This window comes from Enterobacter sp. SM3 (assembly GCF_009811935.2).
GTDB lineage: Bacteria > Pseudomonadota > Gammaproteobacteria > Enterobacterales > Enterobacteriaceae > Enterobacter > Enterobacter asburiae_D.
In genome coordinates this window covers 544,533-564,777 of sequence record NZ_CP099971.1, presented here as the reverse complement: position 1 = coordinate 564,777, position 20,245 = coordinate 544,533, and the positions used below count along the sequence as shown (strand labels likewise).

22 protein-coding genes are annotated in these 20,245 nt (G+C 57.8%); 4 read left to right on the top strand and 18 right to left on the bottom strand.

Features of this window, described 5'->3' with window-relative positions:
* Nucleotides 1–18: 18 nt before the first annotated feature.
* The 11 genes from GVO84_RS02530 to pmbA form a co-directional block, all read right to left on the bottom strand.
* Nucleotides 19–1,155, bottom strand: a complete 1,137-nt coding sequence (locus GVO84_RS02530; protein ID WP_159515404.1) for a lactonase family protein — start codon at nucleotides 1,153–1,155, stop codon at nucleotides 19–21.
* Between the two features lie 124 nt (nucleotides 1,156–1,279).
* Complete coding sequence (dagF, locus tag GVO84_RS02525; RefSeq protein ID WP_159515403.1) at nucleotides 1,280–2,020, bottom strand: 2-dehydro-3-deoxy-phosphogluconate aldolase; 741 nt, start codon at nucleotides 2,018–2,020, stop codon at nucleotides 1,280–1,282.
* Nucleotides 2,017–3,135: a DgaE family pyridoxal phosphate-dependent ammonia lyase gene (locus tag GVO84_RS02520; protein WP_029739261.1), complete on the bottom strand. Its 1,119-nt coding sequence runs from the start codon at nucleotides 3,133–3,135 to the stop codon at nucleotides 2,017–2,019. The genes dagF and GVO84_RS02520 overlap by 4 nt, the downstream gene beginning before the upstream one ends.
* On the bottom strand, nucleotides 3,119–4,252 hold the full coding sequence (locus GVO84_RS02515; RefSeq protein WP_159515402.1) for an amidohydrolase/deacetylase family metallohydrolase: 1,134 nt from the start codon (nucleotides 4,250–4,252) through the stop codon (nucleotides 3,119–3,121). Before GVO84_RS02515 ends, GVO84_RS02520 begins: the two co-directional genes overlap by 17 nt.
* A gap of 42 nt (nucleotides 4,253–4,294) precedes the next feature.
* On the bottom strand, nucleotides 4,295–4,936 hold the full coding sequence (locus GVO84_RS02510; RefSeq protein WP_010427370.1) for a DUF4310 family protein: 642 nt from the start codon (nucleotides 4,934–4,936) through the stop codon (nucleotides 4,295–4,297).
* A gap of 13 nt (nucleotides 4,937–4,949) precedes the next feature.
* A complete protein-coding gene (locus GVO84_RS02505; RefSeq protein ID WP_023310182.1) occupies nucleotides 4,950–5,726 on the bottom strand; it encodes a DUF4311 domain-containing protein in 777 nt (258 codons plus the stop codon).
* Between the two features lie 22 nt (nucleotides 5,727–5,748).
* Nucleotides 5,749–6,048, bottom strand: a complete 300-nt coding sequence (locus tag GVO84_RS02500) for a DUF4312 family protein (protein ID WP_006810338.1) — start codon at nucleotides 6,046–6,048, stop codon at nucleotides 5,749–5,751.
* Nucleotides 6,049–6,050: 2 nt separating this feature from the next.
* A complete protein-coding gene (locus GVO84_RS02495; protein WP_010427372.1) occupies nucleotides 6,051–6,413 on the bottom strand; it encodes an SFCGS family glycine-rich protein in 363 nt (120 codons plus the stop codon).
* A gap of 10 nt (nucleotides 6,414–6,423) precedes the next feature.
* Complete coding sequence (locus GVO84_RS02490; protein WP_025911967.1) at nucleotides 6,424–6,762, bottom strand: glycine dehydrogenase; 339 nt, start codon at nucleotides 6,760–6,762, stop codon at nucleotides 6,424–6,426.
* 316 nt (nucleotides 6,763–7,078) lie between these two features.
* Nucleotides 7,079–7,465 carry a cytochrome b562 gene (gene cybC, locus GVO84_RS02485; protein ID WP_032651443.1) on the bottom strand — a complete coding sequence of 129 codons (387 nt, stop codon included), beginning with the start codon at nucleotides 7,463–7,465 and terminating at the stop codon, nucleotides 7,079–7,081.
* A gap of 41 nt (nucleotides 7,466–7,506) precedes the next feature.
* Complete coding sequence (pmbA, locus tag GVO84_RS02480; protein ID WP_023310180.1) at nucleotides 7,507–8,859, bottom strand: metalloprotease PmbA; 1,353 nt, start codon at nucleotides 8,857–8,859, stop codon at nucleotides 7,507–7,509.
* A 95-nt stretch (nucleotides 8,860–8,954) separates the two neighbouring features.
* Here pmbA and yjgA point away from each other — a divergent pair, with 95 nt between their 5' ends.
* Nucleotides 8,955–9,506: a ribosome biogenesis factor YjgA gene (gene yjgA, locus GVO84_RS02475; protein ID WP_042713463.1), complete on the top strand. Its 552-nt coding sequence runs from the start codon at nucleotides 8,955–8,957 to the stop codon at nucleotides 9,504–9,506.
* 94 nt (nucleotides 9,507–9,600) lie between these two features.
* Here yjgA and mpl read toward each other — a convergent pair whose 3' ends face one another.
* A complete protein-coding gene (mpl, locus tag GVO84_RS02470; protein WP_159515401.1) occupies nucleotides 9,601–10,980 on the bottom strand; it encodes a UDP-N-acetylmuramate:L-alanyl-gamma-D-glutamyl-meso-diaminopimelate ligase in 1,380 nt (459 codons plus the stop codon).
* 197 nt (nucleotides 10,981–11,177) lie between these two features.
* On the opposite strand from mpl, the gene fbp reads away from it, so the two are divergent.
* On the top strand, nucleotides 11,178–12,176 hold the full coding sequence (fbp, locus tag GVO84_RS02465; RefSeq protein WP_023310178.1) for a class 1 fructose-bisphosphatase: 999 nt from the start codon (nucleotides 11,178–11,180) through the stop codon (nucleotides 12,174–12,176).
* Nucleotides 12,177–12,326: 150 nt separating this feature from the next.
* Complete coding sequence (locus tag GVO84_RS02460) at nucleotides 12,327–12,683, top strand: helix-turn-helix domain-containing protein (protein WP_121424882.1); 357 nt, start codon at nucleotides 12,327–12,329, stop codon at nucleotides 12,681–12,683.
* On the opposite strand, the gene GVO84_RS02455 is transcribed toward GVO84_RS02460, so the two are convergent.
* From GVO84_RS02455 to ytfQ, 5 genes are all read right to left on the bottom strand, one after another.
* Nucleotides 12,655–14,226: a methyl-accepting chemotaxis protein gene (locus GVO84_RS02455; protein WP_159515400.1), complete on the bottom strand. Its 1,572-nt coding sequence runs from the start codon at nucleotides 14,224–14,226 to the stop codon at nucleotides 12,655–12,657. The genes GVO84_RS02460 and GVO84_RS02455 overlap by 29 nt on opposite strands.
* A gap of 93 nt (nucleotides 14,227–14,319) precedes the next feature.
* The gene (yjfF, locus tag GVO84_RS02450; RefSeq protein WP_023293434.1) at nucleotides 14,320–15,321 is read right to left on the bottom strand and encodes a galactofuranose ABC transporter, permease protein YjfF; all 1,002 of its coding nucleotides are present in this window, start codon (nucleotides 15,319–15,321) and stop codon (nucleotides 14,320–14,322) included.
* Nucleotides 15,308–16,333 (bottom strand): galactofuranose ABC transporter, ATP-binding protein YtfT, encoded by a 1,026-nt coding sequence (gene ytfT, locus GVO84_RS02445; RefSeq protein ID WP_201283085.1) that lies wholly within the window; start codon nucleotides 16,331–16,333, stop codon nucleotides 15,308–15,310. The genes yjfF and ytfT overlap by 14 nt, the downstream gene beginning before the upstream one ends.
* Before the next feature lie 10 nt (nucleotides 16,334–16,343).
* Nucleotides 16,344–17,846 (bottom strand): galactofuranose ABC transporter, ATP-binding protein YtfR, encoded by a 1,503-nt coding sequence (ytfR, locus tag GVO84_RS02440; RefSeq protein WP_159515399.1) that lies wholly within the window; start codon nucleotides 17,844–17,846, stop codon nucleotides 16,344–16,346.
* A 139-nt stretch (nucleotides 17,847–17,985) separates the two neighbouring features.
* Entirely contained in the window at nucleotides 17,986–18,942 is a 957-nt protein-coding gene (gene ytfQ, locus GVO84_RS02435; protein ID WP_014830433.1) for a galactofuranose ABC transporter substrate-binding protein YtfQ, read from the bottom strand.
* 309 nt (nucleotides 18,943–19,251) lie between these two features.
* Between ytfQ and ppa the strand changes: the two genes are divergently transcribed.
* Nucleotides 19,252–19,782: an inorganic diphosphatase gene (gene ppa / locus GVO84_RS02430; protein WP_010427397.1), complete on the top strand. Its 531-nt coding sequence runs from the start codon at nucleotides 19,252–19,254 to the stop codon at nucleotides 19,780–19,782.
* A 118-nt stretch (nucleotides 19,783–19,900) separates the two neighbouring features.
* On the opposite strand, the gene GVO84_RS02425 is transcribed toward ppa, so the two are convergent.
* Complete coding sequence (locus tag GVO84_RS02425; RefSeq protein WP_014830431.1) at nucleotides 19,901–20,245, bottom strand: gamma-glutamylcyclotransferase family protein; 345 nt, start codon at nucleotides 20,243–20,245, stop codon at nucleotides 19,901–19,903.

Genomic DNA, 20,245 nt, shown 5'->3' with positions numbered 1-20,245 from the left:
GGTTTGTCCTCTTACGGCTTAAGGTGAAATGACCATCTGGGATGGGCTGCCGACCGGTGTGTAGTCTGGATCGAAGCTCAATTTGCCGTCCTGCGCCACGCGGAAACGGGTGATGTTGTCGCTGCGCTGGTTCATGACGTAGAGCCAGTGCCCCTGCTTATCGAGCGTCAGGGTGCGCGGATAGTCGCCCCGCGTCCACACGTCGTCCTGATGCGTCAGCGTGCCCTCCGCTGTTACGGTAAAGTGCCCGATGCTGTTATGCAAACGGTTAGCCACATACAGCTGTTTACCGTCGGCGCTTAATGCCAGCCCGGCGGCAAAGCTGGTGCCTTTATAACCTTCCGGCAGGGCTGAAAGCGTTTTGCCCTCTTTCAGGGTGCCGTTGGCGTTCACGGTATAATGGGTGAGCGTAGACGCCTCTTCGTTAATCAGCCACAGGGCATCGCCTTTGGGCGTAAAGACGAAGTGGCGCGGCCCGGCGCCTTTTGAGGAGGCGCTGATAAACGGCGGATCGTTCGGCGTCAGCTTCCCTGTTCGATCGTCAAAACGGTACTGGTAGAGGCGATCCAGCCCAAGATCGGTGGAAAAGACGTATTTCCCGCTCGGATCGGCGGCGATCATGTGCGCGTGGGGGCCGTTATGATCGCTGATGGCAAAGCTGCCCTCCGCTGCCGCTTCCGGCTTCGCCGCGCCCGCTTCGCCTTGATCCTGATGAGTGTCCGTGGCCTCACCCAGGCTGCCGTCTGCGTTGACCGGTAAAACGGCAATCGATCCGCTGACGTAGTTCGCCACCAGCAGATGGCGACCGTTCGGCGTCAGGGAAAGATACACCGGCCCCGCACCGCCGGAGGCCACCTGATTCAGCTCGCTCAGCTGGCCGTTATCCCCCACCCGCAGCGCCTGCACCACGCCCTGCTCCACCTCGCTTGCCAGATAGAGCGTTTTGCCGTCGTGCGAGACGGCCAGCTGCGCGGCGTTCGGCAGCTTGCTCACCAGCGTTTTATTCGCCAGCGCGCCGCTTTGCGGGTCAACGGTAAAGCGGTACAGCCCTTCGCCGTTGGGGTTGTAGGTGCCGACCCAGGCGTACTGGGTTTGAGCGATTGCAGAGGTAGCAAGTAAAGAGAGTGAAGCGACGAGCAGGGTACGGGTGTGCATGGTGGCTCCTTTGGGTATGTGCGGTGTTTGCCCCCTCACCCTAACCCTCTCACCAAAGGGGAGAGGGAACGATTACACCCTCTCCCCTTTGGGGAGAGGGCTGGGGTGAGGGGTGTCGTTTTTGTTACTTCACCAGCTTCTTCGTCATCGCAAGCAGCGTACGCACGTCTTCCGGGCGCGTATCGCCGCTGGCTTTGTCGATAATCGAGCTGTAGATATGCGGGATGATTTTGCTCACCCCCGCGTCCAGGGCGATCTGCAGGATCTCCTCAAAGTTCTCCAGATCGATTCCCCCGGTTGGCTCCAGCCAGAAGTCGTGACGGGCGCAGGCTTCCGCCACCGCTTTATACTCGTCACGGCACTTGAGGCCGCCCATCGGGAAGTATTTGATTGAGCTGCCGCCGAAATCTTTCAGCAGGGCAATCGCGGTTTCAACCGGTACGATGCCGTCAGGCGCGTTGCTGCTCAGCGGTCCGGTGGAGATTTTGACCATCCCGACAGTGCCGGTCGGCGAGACCAGACCGTTGACCACGGAGTCGTTCTGCCCCAGCAGCGCGCGGCTGGTGGCCACGCCGGTAAAGACCTGGTTGACGTGCTGCGGCTGCACCTGACGGGAGATTTCACTCACCATTGCCGACTGGTTCGGATCGCCCGCGCCGAGGCCTACGGAGAGCGCGTTATCAATCAGCGCGGCATATTCACGCATATCGGCAACGGCGCTCGCCACGTCCGGGTAATTTTTGGAGAGCACGCCCACCAGCACGTGACCTTCCGCCGCCTCGTAAATGGCGCTGGCGTTGGCTTTCGATCCTGCCAGCACGTTCAGGCAGACGCGGTCACGGTAAAAGTTGGGGGTCAGTTTCATGCTTTTTTCTCCTGTCCTAATACTTCACTAATGCGGCGGTACACGATGTTCAGCTGGTCAGCATTCACGCTGCGCACGTCCGCCTCGATAATCCCTTCGTTGGCCTTGTAGCCACGGAAGTAAATGGCGTATTCGCCCTGTTTCAGCTTCGCCACCAGATCGCCCGTGCCGACGCCCGTAGCGGCTTCGTCGAACTTAATCTCGGTGCGCGCGATATCGCGACCGGCGCTGTCCCAGACCACGCGCGCGGTCACGCCGTTCAGGGTATTGAGCGCGTCGATAAACGGCGTCATCTTCGCCACCATCTCGGCCCCGCTCTCTTTGGTCGCCGTCAGGTAGTGCTCGATGGCGCAGGTCAGGCCGAGGATCCCCTCTTTACCCACCTTCATGGCGCGACCAATGCCCGCCGTCTGGCGTTTCACCCATTCAACATACTGGGTTTTGCCGATCACCAGCCCGCTGGTTGGTCCTTCAATCGCCTTCGCGCCGCTGTAGATCACCAGATCGGCACCGGATCGGTAGTACGCGTGCAGATCTTCTTCCGCCGCCGCATCGACGATCAGCGGGAGATCGTGCTTGCGCGCCACCACCGCCGCCTGCTCGACGCTGAGCATGCTTTTCTGCACGCAGTGGTGCGATTTGATGTAGAGGATCGCCGCCGTGCGCGGGGTGATCGCCGCCGCCAGTTGATCGGCAGAGCATTCGTTGGCATAGCCCGCCTCCACCAGCTTGCCACCGCCCAGCGCCACCATGGTGCCCACCGGCGCGCCAAAGTTCACGTTGTGGCCTTTCGGCAGGACGATTTCGTTGTTCTCAATCGGGGTCACGTGCAGGTTTTCCAGCAGCCAGTCGCTGTCTTTCACCAGCACCGCCGCCACGGACTGGGCAATGCCCGCCGACGCGCAGGAGACCACCGTCGCGCCTTCCACATCCAACAGCTTCGCGATGTATTCCCCGGTTTTGTTGACCAGATCCTTCATCTCGAAATAGTGATTCATGCCGTCCATTGCCGCCTGCACCACTTCCGGGCGCGGGGTGGAGACGCCCAGCGCCGTCATGCGGCCGGAGGTGTTGATCACCTGCTTTAAGTTGTACTTCTCATAAATCGAAGGCATGTTCCGTGCTCCCTTGTTCGGTCATGTAGCCCTTGCCCGCGCGGATCGCGGCAAGCGGCACCAGAATGTGTTCAGCCTGCAGGCTGTCGTTTTCGGCATCCGTCAGCACCGTCGGCTGGCGTTTAAGCGTAAACAGCGTCAGGTCGGCGTCGAGGCCCGGCTGAATGCGGCCTTTATGCGACAGGCGCAGGCCGTCGGCGGCATTCGCAGTCACGCAGTCAATCACCTGCGGCAATGACATGCCGATGGCGAGAAACTTCGACATCACGCTCGCCAGCGAGCCGACCGGGCCGTTGATGCGGTTGCGGCAGTAGATATCCGAGCTGATGGTGTGCGGCAGAATGCCCATCGCGATGGCACGTTTCGCCACGTCGAAGCTGAAGCTCGCCGTACCGTGGCCGACGTCCAGACGCACGCCGCGCTTCAGGGCGGAGGTGATGGCGGCGCGCAGCTCGCCGGAGGGCGTCAGAATGCGGTTGGGTTTGCCGTTGTAGCAGTGGGTGATAATGTCGCCGGAGCTCAGCAGCTCGGCAATTTCGTCGAGGTTCGGCGGGTTGTTGCCAATGTGCACCATCAGCGGCAGGTCGCCGTTCTCTTTCTGAATGGCTTTGGCGCGCTCCAGCGGCGTGATGCCGTTTTCACCGACCACGCTGCTGCTCATGCGCGCCTTCAGGCCGACGATAAAATCAGGGTGGCGCTTCACCGCCTGCTTCACCGCGTCGGCGTCAATATTCGCCATGTTGGCCAGCTCGTTCTGGGCGATCAGCCCCACGCGGGAGATGTTCAGCAGGGCAAACACCTCGGTAGAGGCTCTGCGGGTGATTTCGTAGAAATCGTCCACGTCGTCGGCACCGGTGCTGCCCGCGTCCACCACGGTGGTCACGCCGGTGGCAATGCCCACGCTGTCCGGCTCGTCGTGGTAAATCGGGGAGTTCGGGTAGCAGTGAACGTGGGAGTCAATCCAGCCTGCGCTGACGAACACGTCGCCGTTCAGCTCAACCGTTTTATGCGCGGGGGCGTCAATCTCGCCCAGCGCCGCGATCTTCCCGCCCTGAATGGCGATATCGGTCAGGGTATCGTCGGCAAGGCGCGCACGGCGCAGGAGTAAATCAAACATGAGGATCTCCTGATAAGGCGGGCGCCTGAGCGCCCGCGGGTATTAAAGGGCGACCGGGAACAGCCAGCCCAACAGCATCGCGCCGAGAATGGCGCCACCGGTGATCGGCTTCTGCCAGATGTAGAACACCAGCGCACCCAGCAGGGAACCGACGCCGATAGGAATGGAGGCGGTCATGGCGCTGAGGATAATCAACGGCCCGAGGAAGCGGCCGGAGGCGTTACCCGCGCCCATCATCACGTCTGCACCGTAGGTGGAGTTACTCTGGTTGATGGTGAACTTACGCGCCAGGATAATGACGTAGCCAATCGCCAGACCAATCACCAGGCCGGTAATCAGCGCGGCAATGAAGTTGGTCACCGGGAACATGATGCCCGCGCCCAGCAGCAGCGCCGGAACGCCGAGGCCGACGCCGGTCTGGATCGCACCGCCGATATCGAGAATACCCACCAGCGACCCTTCGATAATACGGGCGAACAGGAAGCTTGCGCCGAACGCCGCCACCGCGCCGTAGACGCCGGTATCCATCCCCGCTTTCAGCATCGCCACGAAGGCCACTTCGTTAAACGCGCCGATGCCGTAGAGGTAGTACATGTGCGTCCCGGCGAAGACGCCGGAGGAGAGCAGGCCAACGAAGATCGGGAACGACCAGTCGGCATACCAAAAACCTTTATTCTGTTCCATGTAGAGGCTCCTGTTATTTACCGCTGAGCGAGTTGTGGATCATGTCGAGCCAGTTCGGCACGGTCAGATGGAAGGATTCGATCATCTTCATGTCGAAGCCGCGGAAGAAGCCGCTCAGCACGAAGAGCAGGACGATCGCCGCCATCATCACTTTGGTGACGTGGTTCCAGCCGCTCTCTTCCACGCCTTTACCGATCAGGATCCCCAGCACCAGGCCCGGTACGGCGTTGCCCATGATCAGCTGCGCCGCGCCGCCAAAGATGGTGGCCCAGAAGCCCGATTTTTTACCCGCGTCGATGGCCGCCAGCCAGAAGATCACCGGCATGACGGTGTTCACCAGCAGGTTAGCCGCAGGCACCAGCACCTTGACGGCGGTGACCTGAAGCGCAGCCGGAACGGAGGAGGCGGTCAGGTTCAGGAAGGTGACGACGAGCATGCCAATTACCCCGCAGGCAATCGCCATTTTGCGCGGGTCGTGCAGCGTTTCGCCGACGTTACGGTTTTTGATCATCAGTGCAGCAGCACCCCAGTTCGGGATGATGCGGTGGTCAACGTCCTGTGTGAAGGCACCTGCGGCCACGGAAGAGGCCCAGGCGTTAAAGAAGAAACCTAACCCAAAGGAGAAGTGGGACGCCGGATCCCCTTCACAGGAGTTCAGTTCCCCCAACGTACGAAACGCGCCCATACCCTGAGTGGTAGGCGCATGAAACATGCGTGCAGCCCCGGCTCCGACACCGACGCCAACCAGGCCGCCAATGATGAGCGATTTTATTAATATAATTAAGAACATCAGTCTGCCCTTTTATGAATAATCAGCGTTGCGTGACGAAATCCACCTGGTCAAGATTGATGGCGGTCACGTTGACGGTCACATCCAGCTCCACGCTGTAGGTGCGTCTTTCCCGGCGCAGAAAGAAGAACAGAAACGCTTCTTTACGCACCGCTTCTTGCGCCTGAACGACCTGCACATCCTGTGGCTCAATACGCAGTAAGATATGCGGTGAGGCTTTCATCACCGCGGCCTGAACGTGGTTGAGCGCGTCGGCAAAGGCGCGCGCTTTGGCGTCGCCTTTCCCCTTCACTCTCACCGTGGTTGTGAACTGTTCTTTCATGCTTATGCGCCGTATTTCTTCTGCCACGCCTGTACCAGACGCTCGCCCAGCTCTTCTTTATCCATAAAGCCAAAGCCCAGCACGTTGCAGCCTTCGTTGATGGCGGTCACGCCCTCTTCCACGGAACGCATGCCGTATTTGGCCTTATAGCCATATTTGGTTTGGGCCGTGATGGCACCCGCGCCGCCGCTGCCGCAGAAGGAGATGCCGAAGGTGGCGTTTTCCGCCTTCATCATGTCGCCCAGCTTCATGTCCGCCGCCATGCCCGGCACAACCACCGCGCGTCCACCTGCTTTTTCCACACCGGCAGCCACTTTCTGACCTTTGCCCAGGCGATCGCCAATCACGACTGTAATCTGTTCCATGTGTTGCTCCTTAAAGGTTGTCTTTCGCGACTTCAAAGTGAACGGAGAGCAGCCAGGCTTCTTCATCAGGAAGATTGCCAAACTGCGCGACCACTTCACGGGCGAGCCGCATTGAATCCGGTGAAATTTCGTCAAACAGCTCTGCTTCAACCTCCGGCAGCGGCTCGCCGGTCACGGACCGGTGCGCCATTGCGCGCACGTGGGAAGTGAGCATCTGCTCCTGTACCGCATTGGGGATGATGTTGTTCCGTGCCAGCAGGGCATAAACCTGCTGCAGCATGGTGTTCGCGAGCTGTTCTGTTTGCTCCGCCTGTTCCCCAACGTCGTTCATTACCGCTCCGTTAATCACTGGTCTTACCCCGTTAATGGCTCTGGAATAAAACTAACGTTGGGGGGGAATTGTTTGTAGCGAGTTGTTTTCCACTTCGAAGTGGAAAGGCGAGCCGCAGCAGTGATCTGTGCCACATAAATGCGGTGAATCTGGATTAATAACGGTATTTGCGTGATGAATATCACGTATTCCAGCGGCAAAACGCGCGCCGGGGAAGCGAAAACGTTCAGGGGTAGTAACGCAAAAATGTGATGGCGATAGGGTTTACTTATTACCGCGTAAAAAAAACGGGAGCCACTGGCCCCCGCTGATTGTTTTTCAGATGCGCGATCGGTTAACGGTATTTCTGGTGATACGTGTTGCGGGTCGTCGCAAACTGCTCGGCCGCCGCCTGGGCTTCCTTCACTTTGCCTTCGTTAGCCAGCTTCAGCGCGCCGTCGATCTGGCCGACCAGCACGTCAAAGCCGTGGCGATAGTCTTTCATCTCTGCGCTGTCTGCCGCTTTGCTTTCCAGCTTCGGTGGCGTCGCTTTTTGTGCGTCCAGCGCCGCTTCACGCATTTTGGTCAGCGCGTCTTTCATTTCAGCCGCATTGTCCGTTTTCTGCACCACCTTCAGGTTTTGACCGAGGATGCCCATGTCGTCTTCAAGATCGGCAGCAAACGCAGAAGAGCCAAGAACCAGCGTTGAAGCCGCGACGATCGCTAACAGATGTTTACGCATTGCTCACTTCCTTTTTTATTATTAAAACGCCTTTACGGGTATTACTGACCGGCGATTTTCATTTCCGGCAGAAGTACAGAACCACACTGTATATTGCTACGTGTTTCAATATCGTTACCGACCGTAACGATATTGCGCCACATGTCCTTCAGGTTGCCGGCAATCGTGATCTCGCTCACCGGATACTGGATTTCGCCGTTTTCCACCCAGAAGCCCGCCGCGCCGCGCGAGTAGTCTCCGGTGATGCCGCTTACGCCCTGGCCCATCAGTTCCGTTACAACCAGGCCGGTGCCCATCTCTTTCAGCATCTGCTCAAAGTTCAGGCCCTGTCCGGCAATGCGCCAGTTGTGGATCCCGCCCGCGTGTCCGGTGCTTTTCAGTCCCAGCTTGCGCGCGGAGTAGTTGGTCAGCAGCCACTGGGTCAGAATACCGTCTTTAATGATATCGCGACGTTCGGTGCGAACGCCTTCGCTGTCGAACGGCGTGGAGGCCAGCCCCTTCAGCAGGTGCGGATGCTCTTCAATCGTCAGCCATTCCGGCAGGATTTGCTTGCCCAGCGAGTCGAGCAGGAAGGTCGATTTACGGTAAACCGAGCCGCCCGCGATCGCGCCCACCAGATGACCAAACAGACCGGTCGCCACTTCGTTGGCAAAAATGACCGGAGCCTTCATGGTGGAGAGTTTACGCGGCGACAGGCGAGACAGCGTGCGTTCGGCACACTCTTTACCCACCCACTCTGGAGACTGCAAGTCCCCCAGCGCGCGGCCAATGGTGTAGGCGTAGTCGCGCTCCATGTCACCGTTCTCTTCGGCGATCACGCAGCTGGAGAGCGAATGACGGGTAGAGCAGTAGCCCTGCAGCATGCCGTGGCTGTTGCCGAAGACTTTGATGCCGTAGTGGCTGTTGAAGCTGCCGCCTTCGGTATTAGTGATGCGCTTATCAGCCTGCAGGGAAGCCTGCTCGGCGCGCGCGGCCAGCTCGATCGCTTCGTCCGGGGTCACTTCCGCCGGGTGGAAAAGATCGAGATCCGGCGCATCAAACGCAAGCAGATCTTTATCCGCCACGCCTGCGTAAGGATCCGGGGAGGTATAACGGGCGATATCCAGCGCCGCCTGCACCGTACGGGCAATGGCATCCGGGCTGAGATCGGTGGATGACGCGCTGCCTTTACGATTCTGGTGATACACCGTGATCCCCAGCGCGCCATCGCTGTTGAATTCGACATTCTCCACTTCGCCATAGCGGGTGCTCACGCTGATGCCGGTGGTTTTGCTGACCGCCACTTCGGCGCCATCTGATTTTTCTGAAGCAAGCATCAGCGCGGTGGAGACGGCTTCTTCAAGAATCTTACGCTGCGCTTCAACTTGTGAGGTTACTTTCATCGCAAATGCCATACTGTAAGAGAGAGTTATCTGAAGTCTAACAGAGAACCGTTTTTCAGTGCGCGTCTTAACTGGTAACATTAGCCTCTTTTTTTAAGGAGCCTGACATGACTAAGCAGCCCGAAGACTGGCTCGACGACGTTCCCGGTGATGACATCGAAGACGAAGATGATGAGATCATCTGGGTCAGTAAAAGTGAAATTAAACGTGACGCCGAAGAGTTAAAACAGCTTGGCGCAGAAATGGTAGAACTGGGTAAAAACGCGCTGGATAAGATCCCGCTCGACCAGGATCTGCGTGATGCCATTGAACTGGCACAGAAAATCAAAAAAGAAGGCCGTCGTCGCCAGCTTCAGCTTATCGGGAAAATGCTGCGTCAGCGCGACGTCGATCCGATCCGCCAGGCGCTGGACAAGCTGAAAAACCGCCACAACCAGCAGGTTGCGTTTTTCCACAAGCTTGAGCAGATCCGCGATCGCCTGATTGAACAGGGTGATGATGCCGTACCGGAAGTGCTGAACCTGTGGCCGGATGCCGACCGCCAGCAACTGCGTTCCTTGATCCGCAACGCGAAGAAAGAGAAAGAAGGGAATAAGCCGCCGAAGTCTGCGCGCCTGATTTTCCAGTATCTGCGCGAGCTGTCTGAGAACGACGAGTAATCTCTTCCCCTCACCCCGGCCCTCTCCCCGGAGGGGCGAGGGAGAAAACACGGGAAAGTAGGCCCGGTAAGCGCAAGCGCCACCGGGCTTTTTTTTACTCTGCGGCTACCGCTTCCGCTTTCTTCGCCAGACCGTCCAGCAGCTTCTGATGGATCCCACCAAAACCGCCGTTGCTCATCACCAGAATATGGTCACCGGGCTGAGCGGCTTTCACCACCATATCCGCAAGCGCATCTACATCCGCGCTCCAGTGCGCAGGCTGAATGCAGGCGTCGGCCACTTCGGCCACCTGCCACGGAATATGCTGCGGCTGCAGCAGGAAGACCTCGTCGGCACGCCCTAACGACGGCGCAAGGTCATCTTTGCAGATGCCCATCTTCATGGTGTTCGAGCGCGGTTCCAGCACCGCCAGAATGCGGGCAGTGCCGCCGACCTTGCCACGCAGGGCGGCAAGCGTGGCCAGAATAGCCGTTGGGTGGTGCGCGAAATCGTCATATACGGTAACGCCGTGGGCTTCACCGCGCAGTTCCAGACGGCGACGGGCATTGATAAACGAGCCCAGCGCATTAGCCGCATCCGCAGGCAGAACGCCCACGTGACGCGCCGCAGCAATGGCCATCAGGCCGTTGTGCATGTTGTGCTCGCCCACCAGGCCCCACTTCACCTCACCCACTTTTTCACCGTCGAGCAGCACCTCCCACTCGGAGGCGTCGGCGTTGAGTTTCTTCGCCTGCCAGTGACCCTGCTCGCCCACCAGCTCCTGCTCGCTCCAGCAGCCCATTGCCAGGGTCTGCTTCAGGTTGATGTCGTTCTCCGGCAGGATGATGCGCCCCTGGCCCGGAACAATGCGCACCAGGTGGTGGAACTGTTTCTGAATCGCTTTCAGATCGTCAAAGATATCCGCGTGGTCAAACTCAAGGTTGTTGAGGATCAGCGTGCGCGGGCAGTAATGCACGAACTTGGAGCGCTTGTCGAAGAACGCGCAGTCGTATTCGTCGGCTTCGATCACAAAGAACGGGCTGTCGCCCAGACGTGCAGAAACGTCGAAATTACCCGGTACGCCGCCAATCACGAAGCCCGGCTTGTAGCCGCAGGCTTCGAGGATCCAGGTCGCCATTCCGGCGGTGGTGGTTTTGCCGTGGGTACCGGCAACGGCAACCACCCAGCGGTCGCGCAGGACGAAGTCATGCAGCCACTGCGGGCCGGACATGAACGGAATATTGCGTTCCAGTACCGCCTCGACGCACGGATTGCCGCGGGTCATGGCGTTGCCAATGATCACCAGGTCCGGCTCGGGATCCAGCTGGCTGGCATCGTAGCCCTGAATTAACGAGATGCCCTGTTTCTCCAGAAGTGTGCTCATTGGCGGATACACATTGGCGTCCGAACCTGTCACTTCATGGCCCAGCGAGCGCGCCAGCATTGCCAGTCCGCCCATGAAAGTGCCACAAATCCCCAATATATGAATGCGCATACGTCACTATCCTTCTTCAATGTGGCGCACATTTTACTCACATGTTAGCGGCTGTGAAACGCATTTCAGGTAAATCCGTATGTTGCTGGCGCGATTCACCTCTGCGCTAATATTTGAATGTTTGTTAAGATTGTTGGGCTTTAGTCGTTTTAGTGAACATACAATCGCTCTACTCACAAAGATGCAGGGAAAGTGTTATGAAAACGTTAGGTGAATTTATTGTCGAAAAGCAGCACGAGTTCTCTCATGCTACCGGTGAACTCACTGCTTTGCTGTCGGCAATAAAGCTGGGCGCTAAGATCATCCACCGTGATATCAACAAGGCCGGTCTGGTCGATATCCTGGGTGCCAGCGGTGCCGAGAACGTTCAGGGCGAGGTTCAACAGAAGCTCGATCTGTTCGCAAATGAAAAATTGAAAGCTGCACTGCGCGCGCGCGACATCGTTGCGGGTATCGCCTCTGAAGAAGAAGATGAAATTGTTGTTTTCGAAGGGTGTGAACACGCTAAATACGTTGTTCTGATGGATCCGCTCGACGGTTCCTCAAACATCGACGTTAACGTTTCTGTCGGTACCATTTTCTCCATCTACCGCCGCGTCACGCCAGTTGGCACGCCGGTGACCGAAGAAGATTTCCTGCAGCCGGGCATTAACCAGGTTGCTGCCGGTTACGTCGTTTATGGCTCCTCCACCATGCTGGTGTATACCACCGGGTGCGGGGTTCACGCCTTTACGTACGATCCGTCACTGGGCGTTTTCTGCCTGAGCCAGGAACGCATGCGCTTCCCGGAGAAGGGCAACACCTACTCCATCAACGAAGGCAACTACATCCGCTTCCCGAACGGCGTGAAGAAGTACATTAAATTCTGCCAGGAAGAAGATAAAGCGACCCAGCGCCCGTACACGTCCCGCTATATTGGCTCTCTGGTCGCGGATTTCCACCGTAACCTGCTGAAAGGCGGTATCTACCTCTACCCAAGCACCGCCAGCCACCCGGACGGGAAGCTGCGCCTGCTGTACGAGTGCAACCCGATGGCGTTTCTCGCCGAACAGGCGGGCGGCAAGGCGAGCGACGGTAAAGAGCGTATTCTGGATATCGTGCCGGAAAGCCTTCACCAGCGCCGTTCATTCTTCGTCGGCAACAACCACATGGTTGAAGACGTTGAACGTTTTATCCGTGAGTATCCGGACGCGTAATACCTCTCTTCAGGGGAGCCGTTCTGGCTCCCCTGGTCATTTATATATTTTACCGTATAAGTGTTTATAAAAAACATGCTTTAATATTCACCACTGCTCCTGCATTATTTCCATAACAGTTTGACAGATATTTCGTGGAGCAGAATCGCAATGAAAAATTATTCCCGTGCTAATACCGGCATTGATTTAAATCTTATCCCTGTATTTATTGAAATCGTCCGCTGCGGCAGCATGGCAAAGGCCTCTTTGCGTCTGGAGATGTCCCGCCCCGCGGTGAGCCTGGCATTAAAGCGCTTTAATCAACTCTTTGATGAGCCGTTATTTTTCCGCAAAGGTTTATATCTTGAACCGACGGAAAAGGCGTTAGCCTTAACCAGCTCACTGGAAATATTAATGGGTGATATTCACGATAATATTGCGGCAGCTAATTCCGGGAAAAATAAAACCCCGGCACAGAGCGTACCGGGGCTGGGTAATATTATGCAGCGGTCTGAGTCGTCACTTTGAATGATGACATGGCTTCCATCAGCTGACGCGACTGCTCCTCAAGGGAGCGGGTCGCGGCGGAGGATTGCTGCACCAGCGCCGCATTCTGCTGCGCGGTTTCGTCCATCTGATTCACCGCAATATTCACCTGCTCAATGCCGCGGCTCTGCTCCTGAGACGCGGTCGCAATCTCACGCATCAGCCTGGTCATGCGCAGCACTTCTGTTGCGATCTCATCCATCGTTTCACCAGCCTGCTGGGCCAGCTCGCTGCCCTCGGTAACGTGGGTCTGTGAATCACTGATAAGCGTTCGGATCTCTTTCGCCGCGTCGGCGCTGCGGCTGGCGAGGTTTCGCACTTCGCCCGCGACGACGGCAAACCCGCGCCCCTGCTCGCCCGCGCGCGCCGCTTCCACGGAGGCGTTAAGCGCCAGGATATTGGTCTGGAAGGCAATACCGTCGATCACGCTCAGGATGTCGGCGATGCGCGCCGAGCTGCCGGAGATATCGCGCATTTTTTCAATCACGTAGCAGACCATCTCGCTGCCGTGATCGGCCGTGTCGGACACCGACTTAGCCAGCTGGTGCGCCTGCTCGGCGTTATCGGCGTTGAGCTTCACCGTGGCGGTGATCTGTTCCATGCTGGCCGCCGTCTGCTCAAGCGATGTGGCGGTGGATTCCGTACGCTCGGCAAGATCGCGGTTTCCCAGCGTCAGCTCGCGGCTGCCGGTGTCAATTTGCGCGCTGGCATCGCGTACCCGCATAACCGAGTTCATTAGCGACTGGCGCATCTCCTCTATCACCGCGTTGAGGCGGTTAAACTCCTGGCTCGCGGGGGCATTCAGCGTATGGGTTAAATCCCCCGCCGCCACGTTCTCCAGCTGCGCAATGGAGGCCGAGAGCGGCTTGAGCAGCATATGGCGCAGCACCAGCCAGGCGAGTACGATAATACCCGCCGTCAGCAGCGCGGCGACGATAATCAGGATCAGTACGCGGGTTTTACTCGCCTGCACGGCACTCACTTCCGCCTGACCACGCGCTTCGCTCCATTTCTGAAACGCCTGCATATCGTTATCAAACTGCTTCGCCACCGGTATCAGCGTCTTCTCCAGCAGATCGTAGTACCCGTCCGCGCTCTGATCGTTCAGGGTTTTCAGCATCGGGTTGATCCCCTGCTGGCTATACGTCGCCAGGCTGGCAGCCACTTTATCGAGCAGCTGTTGCCCCTGCTCGTCAGCCACGCCGCCGTCAATCACGCCTTTCAGCGTTTTCTGGGCCAGGGCAACTTCCTGATTGATGTTTTTTACCGCTTTGGCCGCATCGTCCAGCATGCCGATTTCCATCATGCGGACGGCCTGGCCCGCCTCATTGCGCGCGCGCAGGATCAGCGTATAGCCTGAATTAAGCTGCACCATCTGCTCACCCTGAAGGTGATTAATACGCTGCAGTGAAGAAGAACTCTGTGAGAGGGCATAAATGCCGATGCCGCTGACAATCAGCAGCAGAAGGGTCATAACGGCCAGTAAAGAGAGCAAGCCGGTACGAATCGATAGCGTTTTAAGCATGATATTATTTCCGGTAGCGAGATATTTCTGGGCATAAAAAAAGAGTATCGGCCGCTACCGGAAAATGTTTAGACTTTAAGCAAATTCAGCGTGTTATCGCTCTGTTACCGATGTGTTTACGCGAGTAACAGGCGAGCTTTGACGGTTCTCCCAGAGCACCGTCAGCCCCCGCTGCAGGGCAATAAAAATAAACAGCAGAATGCCGATGGCGATTTTTGTCCACCAGGAGCTGAGCGTGCCGTCAAAGTTGATATAGGTTTGTATCAGCCCCTGGATGGCCACGCCGAACAGCGTCCCCAGCACCGTGCCCACCCCGCCGCTGAGCAGCGTGCCGCCAATGACCACAGAAGCAATCGCATCCAGCTCAACGCCCACGCCTGCAAGGGCATAGCCCGCCTGGGTATACACCGAGAAGACGATACCCGCCAGCGTCGCCAGGCCGGTCGAGAGCATATAGATGCGGATAGTGGTGCTGCGGGTTGAGATCCCCATCAGGTTTGCCGACGTGGCGTTACCGCCGATGGCGTACACCTGATTGCCAAACCGGGTACGATGGGCGAGGAAGATGCCAATCACGACCACGCCCAGCATCAGCAGTCCCATCGCGCTCAGGCGGCCTCCGCCGGGAATTTTCCACGCCAGGCTGGAGAGCGTGTCGTACACCGGATGGTTAATCGGAATCGACTCTTCCGACACCAGATAGCTTACCCCGCGCAGGAAGAACATCCCCGCGAGGGTGATGATAAAGGCCGGGATTTTTAACGCGTCGATCAGCAGCCCCATAAAGGCGCCAAACGCGCAGCCCATCGCCAGCACCAGCGGAAACGCCACCAGCGGAGAGATCCCCCAGAAGCCGATCGCCTTCGCGAGGAACACGCCCGTAAACGCGATCACCGACCCGACGGAGAGATCGATCCCGCCGGAGAGGATCACAAAGGTCATCCCGACGGCGATGATGCCTAAAAAGGCGTTATCGGTCAGGATATTGCAAATCACGCGCGTCGAGGCAAAACCGGGGAACTGCGTCAGACAGTAGAGATACCCCAGCACAAATACGCCCAGCGTGATCATCAACGGTAAATTACGTTTTATCATGGCCACGGATCCCCTTAATGATGCTGACAAAGCGCGGCGACTGGACGATCAGCACGCAGAGTACGACCACCGCTTTCACCACCTGGTTGAGCTCCGGCTGGAATCCCGAAAGCAGGATCCCGGTGTTCATGCCCTGAATGATCAGCGCGCCGATCACCGAGAGCAGCAGGTTAAAGCGCCCGCCCATTAGCGACCCGCCGCCGATCACCACCGCGAGGATCGCGTCCAGCTCCAGCCAGAGTCCCGCGTTGTTGGCATCCGCCCCGCGAATATCCGCCGCGACGATGACCCCGGCGATGGCGGCGCACACGCCGCTCAGCACGTAGGTTAGCATCACCATCAGGCGGGTGTTGACCCCAGCGTTGCGCGCGGCGCGGATGTTGATCCCGACGGCTTCAATGAACATGCCGAGCGCCGTTTTGCGGGTGAAGAGCCAAAAGACGACGAGCGTGGCCAGGGCAATAATTACCGGCGTCGGGAAGAACAGAAGATTGCCGCTCCCGAGCCACGCCAGGCTCGGGGAGTTAAAGGTGACAATCTGTCCGGAGGTAATCAGCTGCGCCACGCCACGCCCGGCCACCATTAAGATAAGGGTGGCGACAAAGGGCTGAATTTTCAGCACCGCCACCAGAATGCCGTTCCATAATCCGGCCAGCACGCCGGTGCCTAAGGCCGCCAGCAGGACCACCGGCAGGCTGTGTCCGGCGACGGTCATGGAGGCGGCCGTAGCCCCGGAGATGGCCATCACCGCGCCGACGGAGAGGTCAATCCCGCCGGTGGCGATGACCAGCGTCATCCCGATGGCCAGCAGCGCCACAGGTGCGGCACGGTTCAGGATGTCTATCGGGCTGCCAAACAGGCGGCCATCCTGCACGATAATTTGGAAAAAATGCGGCGCGACCAGGCTATCCACCAGCAGCACCACCAGCAGCGCCGCGATTTGCGGCGTGCCGGTCGGCCAGCTAAAGCGGCGCTTTGACTCACCGGTTTGCGAAAGCGAACGGGGCATCACGATTCACTCCTTACGCCGCGATGGCATTCATGATTGCCGGAACGGACAGCTTATCCAGCGGGATCTCTGCCACCTGCTTGCGATCGCGCATGATGATGACGCGATCGGCATAGCCCACCAGCTCTTCCAGCTCGGACGAAATGACCAGCAGCGCCAGACCGTCCGCGCACAGCGTTTCGATCAGACGAATAATTTCAGCGTGCGCACCTACATCGATGCCGCGCGTTGGTTCGTCGAGGATCAAGAACTGCGGTTTGGTCAGCAGCCAGCGCGAGAGGAGAACCTTCTGCTGGTTACCACCGGAAAGAAACTCAATAGGCTGTTCCGCGCTCGGGGTGCGAATGCCCAGCTGGCGGATAAAGCGCTCGGCAATGGCGTTTTGTTCTTTACGCGGAATGGGGCGCAGCCAGCCGCGCTGCGCCTGCAGCGCCAGAATGATATTTTCCCGCACCGAGGCCGCGGCGATAATGCCGTCCGTTTTTCGGTCTTCCGGGCAGAAGCCGACGCCCAGACACGATGCCTGATGCGGCGATCGCAGGGCTTGCGGTTTGCCCTTGATCAGCGCGCTGCCGCTGTCCGCTGGCTTGATCCCGAAGATCACCTCGGCGGTTTCGGTCCGGCCGGATCCCAGCAGGCCCGCCAGGCCGACAATTTCGCCCGGGCGGACTTCCAGGTTAAACGGCGAGATCACCCCTTTTTTGCCGTAATCGCTGAACGCGGCGACCGGCTTCTCGCTCAGCAGCGTGCGCCCTGCGCGCTGGAGGGCGTTGGTTTCCAGCTCGCGGCCGAGCATCATTTTGACCAGCTCAATCTGCGGCAGCTCGCGGGTTTCGCGGCAGCCGACAAAGCTGCCGTTGCGCAGCACCGTAATGCGATCGCTCACCTCATACACCTGATCGAGGAAGTGCGTAACGAAGATCAGGCTGACGCCCTGATCGCGCAGCTGGCGCATCAGGGTAAAGAGCATCTCCACTTCCTGGGTATCGAGGCTGGCGGTGGGTTCGTCGAGGATGAGGACCTTCGCGGAGAGATCGATCGCGCGACAAATGGCGACGATCTGCTGCATCGCCACGGAAAAGCGGTTCAGCGGCTCGCGGACGTCGAGGGAGAAGCCGTACGATTCCATCAGCTTTGTCGCCCGCGCTTCCATCTCTTTGCGGCGCAGCAGGCCAAAACGGCGTGGCTCGCGGCCAATAAACAGGTTATCCGCCACCGACATGTTCGGCAGCAGGTTCACTTCCTGGTACACCGTCCCGATCCCCAGCTGTTGGGCATGGGCGGTATTTTTTGGCGAAATGGCGTTGCCTTCCAGCCAGATGGTGCCGCGATCGGCGTGATAAACGCCGGTGAGGGATTTAATCAGCGTCGATTTTCCCGCGCCGTTCTCGCCCAGCAGCGCCATAATCTCACCGCGCCGGAGGCTGAAATCAACGCTATCCAGCGCCTTTACGCCGGGAAAGAATTTACTCAAGCCCTCTGTGCGGAGGATTTCCTGGTGTTGTTCAGTTTTCATATGTCCTCCCCTCACCCTGACCCTCTCCCCGGAGGGGAGAGGGGACTATTCGTGCCAGTCTATAAATTTCTGCCCAAACCGCCCTTTTCCCTCTCCCCTCCGGGGAGAGGGCTAGGGTGAGGGGTGAGGGGCGCGAGTCTTAGTAGCCCATATTTTTCTTCTTCTCTAACTCTTCTTTCGCCGTGTCAGGCAGGTAGAGCGTGGACTTGGTGACCGTTACCTTCTCAGGCAACGTGCCGTCTTTCTTGAATTTCTCCAGCGCGTCGAATGCCGGGCCCGCCATGTTTGGCGTCAGCTCCACGCTGGCGTTGGCTTCGCCGTCGATCATCGCTTTATAGATGTCCGGCACGCCGTCGATAGAGCCGGTGAGGATATCTTTGCCCGGCTTCAGGCCCGCTTCTTTAATCGCCTGAATCGCACCGATCACCATGTCATCGTTGTGGGCGTAAACCATGCAGATGTTCTTGCCGTTGTTTTCAGCCTTAATGAAGCTCTCCATGACCTCTTTACCTTTACTACGCGTAAAGTCGCCGGACTGAGAGCGGATGATCTTGATGTTTGGCGCTTTAGCGATGGCTTCAGCAAAGCCTTTTTTACGGTCGATGGCCACGCTCGCGCCGACGGTGCCCTGCAGCTCAACGACGTTACACGGCTTGCCGTCAACCTGCTTCACCAGCCAGTCGCCAATCAATTGCCCTTCAAGCACGTTGTTGGCGGTGACGGTGGTCATATAGAGGGATTTGTCTTTGACGTCGATGGAACGGTCGAGCAGGAAGACCGGGATCTCAGCGTCTTTCGCTTCCTTCAGGACGGGTTCCCAGCCGGTCGCCACGACAGGTGCAATAAAGATGGCATCCACGCCCTGGGCGATAAAGGAGCGCACGGCTTTGATCTGATTCTCTTGTTTTTGCTGACCATCGGCGATTTTCAGAGTAATACCGCGTTTCTGAGCCTCGCTTTTCGCCACGTTGGTTTCTGCCGCTCGCCAGCCAGATTCAGAGCCGACTTGCGAAAAACCTACGGTTAAGGGAGCGGCCATCGCCATAGACGACATGGCTGCCGAAACTGCTGTGACCAGGAGTAAGCGCTTCCACATATGAACGTCCTCGTAGGGTGAGTTATTGTTGGTTAAAAGATGTTCTGCGGAATGACTATAGCCCATGAAATATGTAACGAATTGCGTTACATCACACTTCAGAAAAGTGAATAAAACGTTAATCACAAGTTTGTAATCGCTTTCATTTCGCCATGAAAAAAGCGGCTGAGTTTATGGATTTTCCTGTCATGGAATCGGTCTGAAAAGTGGAGAAAGCAGGGAGAGAAAGCGAAAACAGGCGGAGACATTCAGCGCGAGTTGGCTATAATACCTGCCACTTGTTTACCATCCATTTTAAAGGACACCGACATGAGCTTACTCAACGTCCCAGCGGGTAAAGAACTGCCAGAAGACATCTACGTAGTTATCGAAATCCCGGCTAACGCAGATCCGATCAAATACGAAGTGGACAAAGAGAGCGGCGCCCTGTTCGTAGACCGTTTCATGTCTACCGCGATGTTCTATCCGTGCAACTACGGTTACATCAACCACACCCTGTCTCTGGACGGTGACCCGGTTGACGTGCTAGTCCCAACGCCATACCCACTGGAGCCAGGCTCCGTCATTCGCTGCCGTCCAGTTGGCGTGCTGAAAATGACCGACGAATCCGGTGAAGATGCGAAGCTGGTTGCGGTACCGCACACCAAGCTGAGCAAAGAATACGATCACATTAAAGATGTGAACGACCTGCCAGAACTGCTGAAAGCGCAGATCACTCACTTCTTCGAGCACTACAAAGACCTCGAAAAAGGCAAGTGGGTTAAAGTTGACGGCTGGGACAACGCAGAAGCGGCGAAAGCAGAAATCATCGCCTCTTTCGAACGCGCTGCTAAGAAGTAATTCTTACTGCCGATCGATGAAAGCCCCGCGAGTCGGGGCTTTTTTGTGGCTGGAGCGCAGCGCCCCCCGGCAAGAGGCGCAAAAAAACAACGCCACCTCACGGTGGCGTTGTTTTTTTTCAGTACTGGTCTCTGTCTAACCAGTTACCGCTTACAATCCGCGTTAACCCTTCGACCGGACGCTGGTAGACATACATCCACGCACTTCCGTACGGCGTCTGGATCAACTGGCGTGCGTATTCACCGCCCCTGGTGCGCAAGGCATCAAGTTCGGCAAGCGTCGCGTTATCAATACGATAGACTTCACCCTGTACTGTTCCTTCGCCCGGAACCGCGCCTGGATAGTGGCCCAGGCTGTACAACTGGTAGTTCTCGATATTGTAATTCCCCAGCAGCAGGGCATTGGTCATCCAGTGACTGTTGCCTTGCTTGGTTCGTAAACTGCCGTAGACAAATATTCGCAT

Bases quoted from the DNA above. Each gene is read 5' to 3' on its own strand.
- GVO84_RS02455 (WP_159515400.1), bottom strand. From the start codon at position 14,226: ATGCTTAAAACGCTATCGATTCGTACCGGCTTGCTCTCTTTACTGGCC.
- GVO84_RS02425 (WP_014830431.1), bottom strand. From the start codon at position 20,245: ATGCGAATATTTGTCTACGGCAGTTTACGAACCAAGCAAGGCAACAGT.
- mpl (WP_159515401.1), bottom strand. From the start codon at position 10,980: ATGCGCATTCATATATTGGGGATTTGTGGCACTTTCATGGGCGGACTG.
- yjfF (WP_023293434.1), bottom strand. From the start codon at position 15,321: ATGATAAAACGTAATTTACCGTTGATGATCACGCTGGGCGTATTTGTG.
- ppa (WP_010427397.1), top strand. From the start codon at position 19,252: ATGAGCTTACTCAACGTCCCAGCGGGTAAAGAACTGCCAGAAGACATC.
- dagF (WP_159515403.1), bottom strand. From the start codon at position 2,020: ATGAAACTGACCCCCAACTTTTACCGTGACCGCGTCTGCCTGAACGTG.
- fbp (WP_023310178.1), top strand. From the start codon at position 11,178: ATGAAAACGTTAGGTGAATTTATTGTCGAAAAGCAGCACGAGTTCTCT.
- yjgA (WP_042713463.1), top strand. From the start codon at position 8,955: ATGACTAAGCAGCCCGAAGACTGGCTCGACGACGTTCCCGGTGATGAC.
- pmbA (WP_023310180.1), bottom strand. From the start codon at position 8,859: ATGGCATTTGCGATGAAAGTAACCTCACAAGTTGAAGCGCAGCGTAAG.
- ytfQ (WP_014830433.1), bottom strand. From the start codon at position 18,942: ATGTGGAAGCGCTTACTCCTGGTCACAGCAGTTTCGGCAGCCATGTCG.
- GVO84_RS02515 (WP_159515402.1), bottom strand. From the start codon at position 4,252: ATGTTTGATTTACTCCTGCGCCGTGCGCGCCTTGCCGACGATACCCTG.
- GVO84_RS02460 (WP_121424882.1), top strand. From the start codon at position 12,327: ATGAAAAATTATTCCCGTGCTAATACCGGCATTGATTTAAATCTTATC.
- GVO84_RS02510 (WP_010427370.1), bottom strand. From the start codon at position 4,936: ATGGAACAGAATAAAGGTTTTTGGTATGCCGACTGGTCGTTCCCGATC.
- GVO84_RS02500 (WP_006810338.1), bottom strand. From the start codon at position 6,048: ATGAAAGAACAGTTCACAACCACGGTGAGAGTGAAGGGGAAAGGCGAC.
- GVO84_RS02495 (WP_010427372.1), bottom strand. From the start codon at position 6,413: ATGGAACAGATTACAGTCGTGATTGGCGATCGCCTGGGCAAAGGTCAG.
- cybC (WP_032651443.1), bottom strand. From the start codon at position 7,465: ATGCGTAAACATCTGTTAGCGATCGTCGCGGCTTCAACGCTGGTTCTT.
- ytfR (WP_159515399.1), bottom strand. From the start codon at position 17,846: ATGAAAACTGAACAACACCAGGAAATCCTCCGCACAGAGGGCTTGAGT.
- GVO84_RS02520 (WP_029739261.1), bottom strand. From the start codon at position 3,135: ATGCCTTCGATTTATGAGAAGTACAACTTAAAGCAGGTGATCAACACC.
- GVO84_RS02530 (WP_159515404.1), bottom strand. From the start codon at position 1,155: ATGCACACCCGTACCCTGCTCGTCGCTTCACTCTCTTTACTTGCTACC.
- GVO84_RS02505 (WP_023310182.1), bottom strand. From the start codon at position 5,726: ATGTTCTTAATTATATTAATAAAATCGCTCATCATTGGCGGCCTGGTT.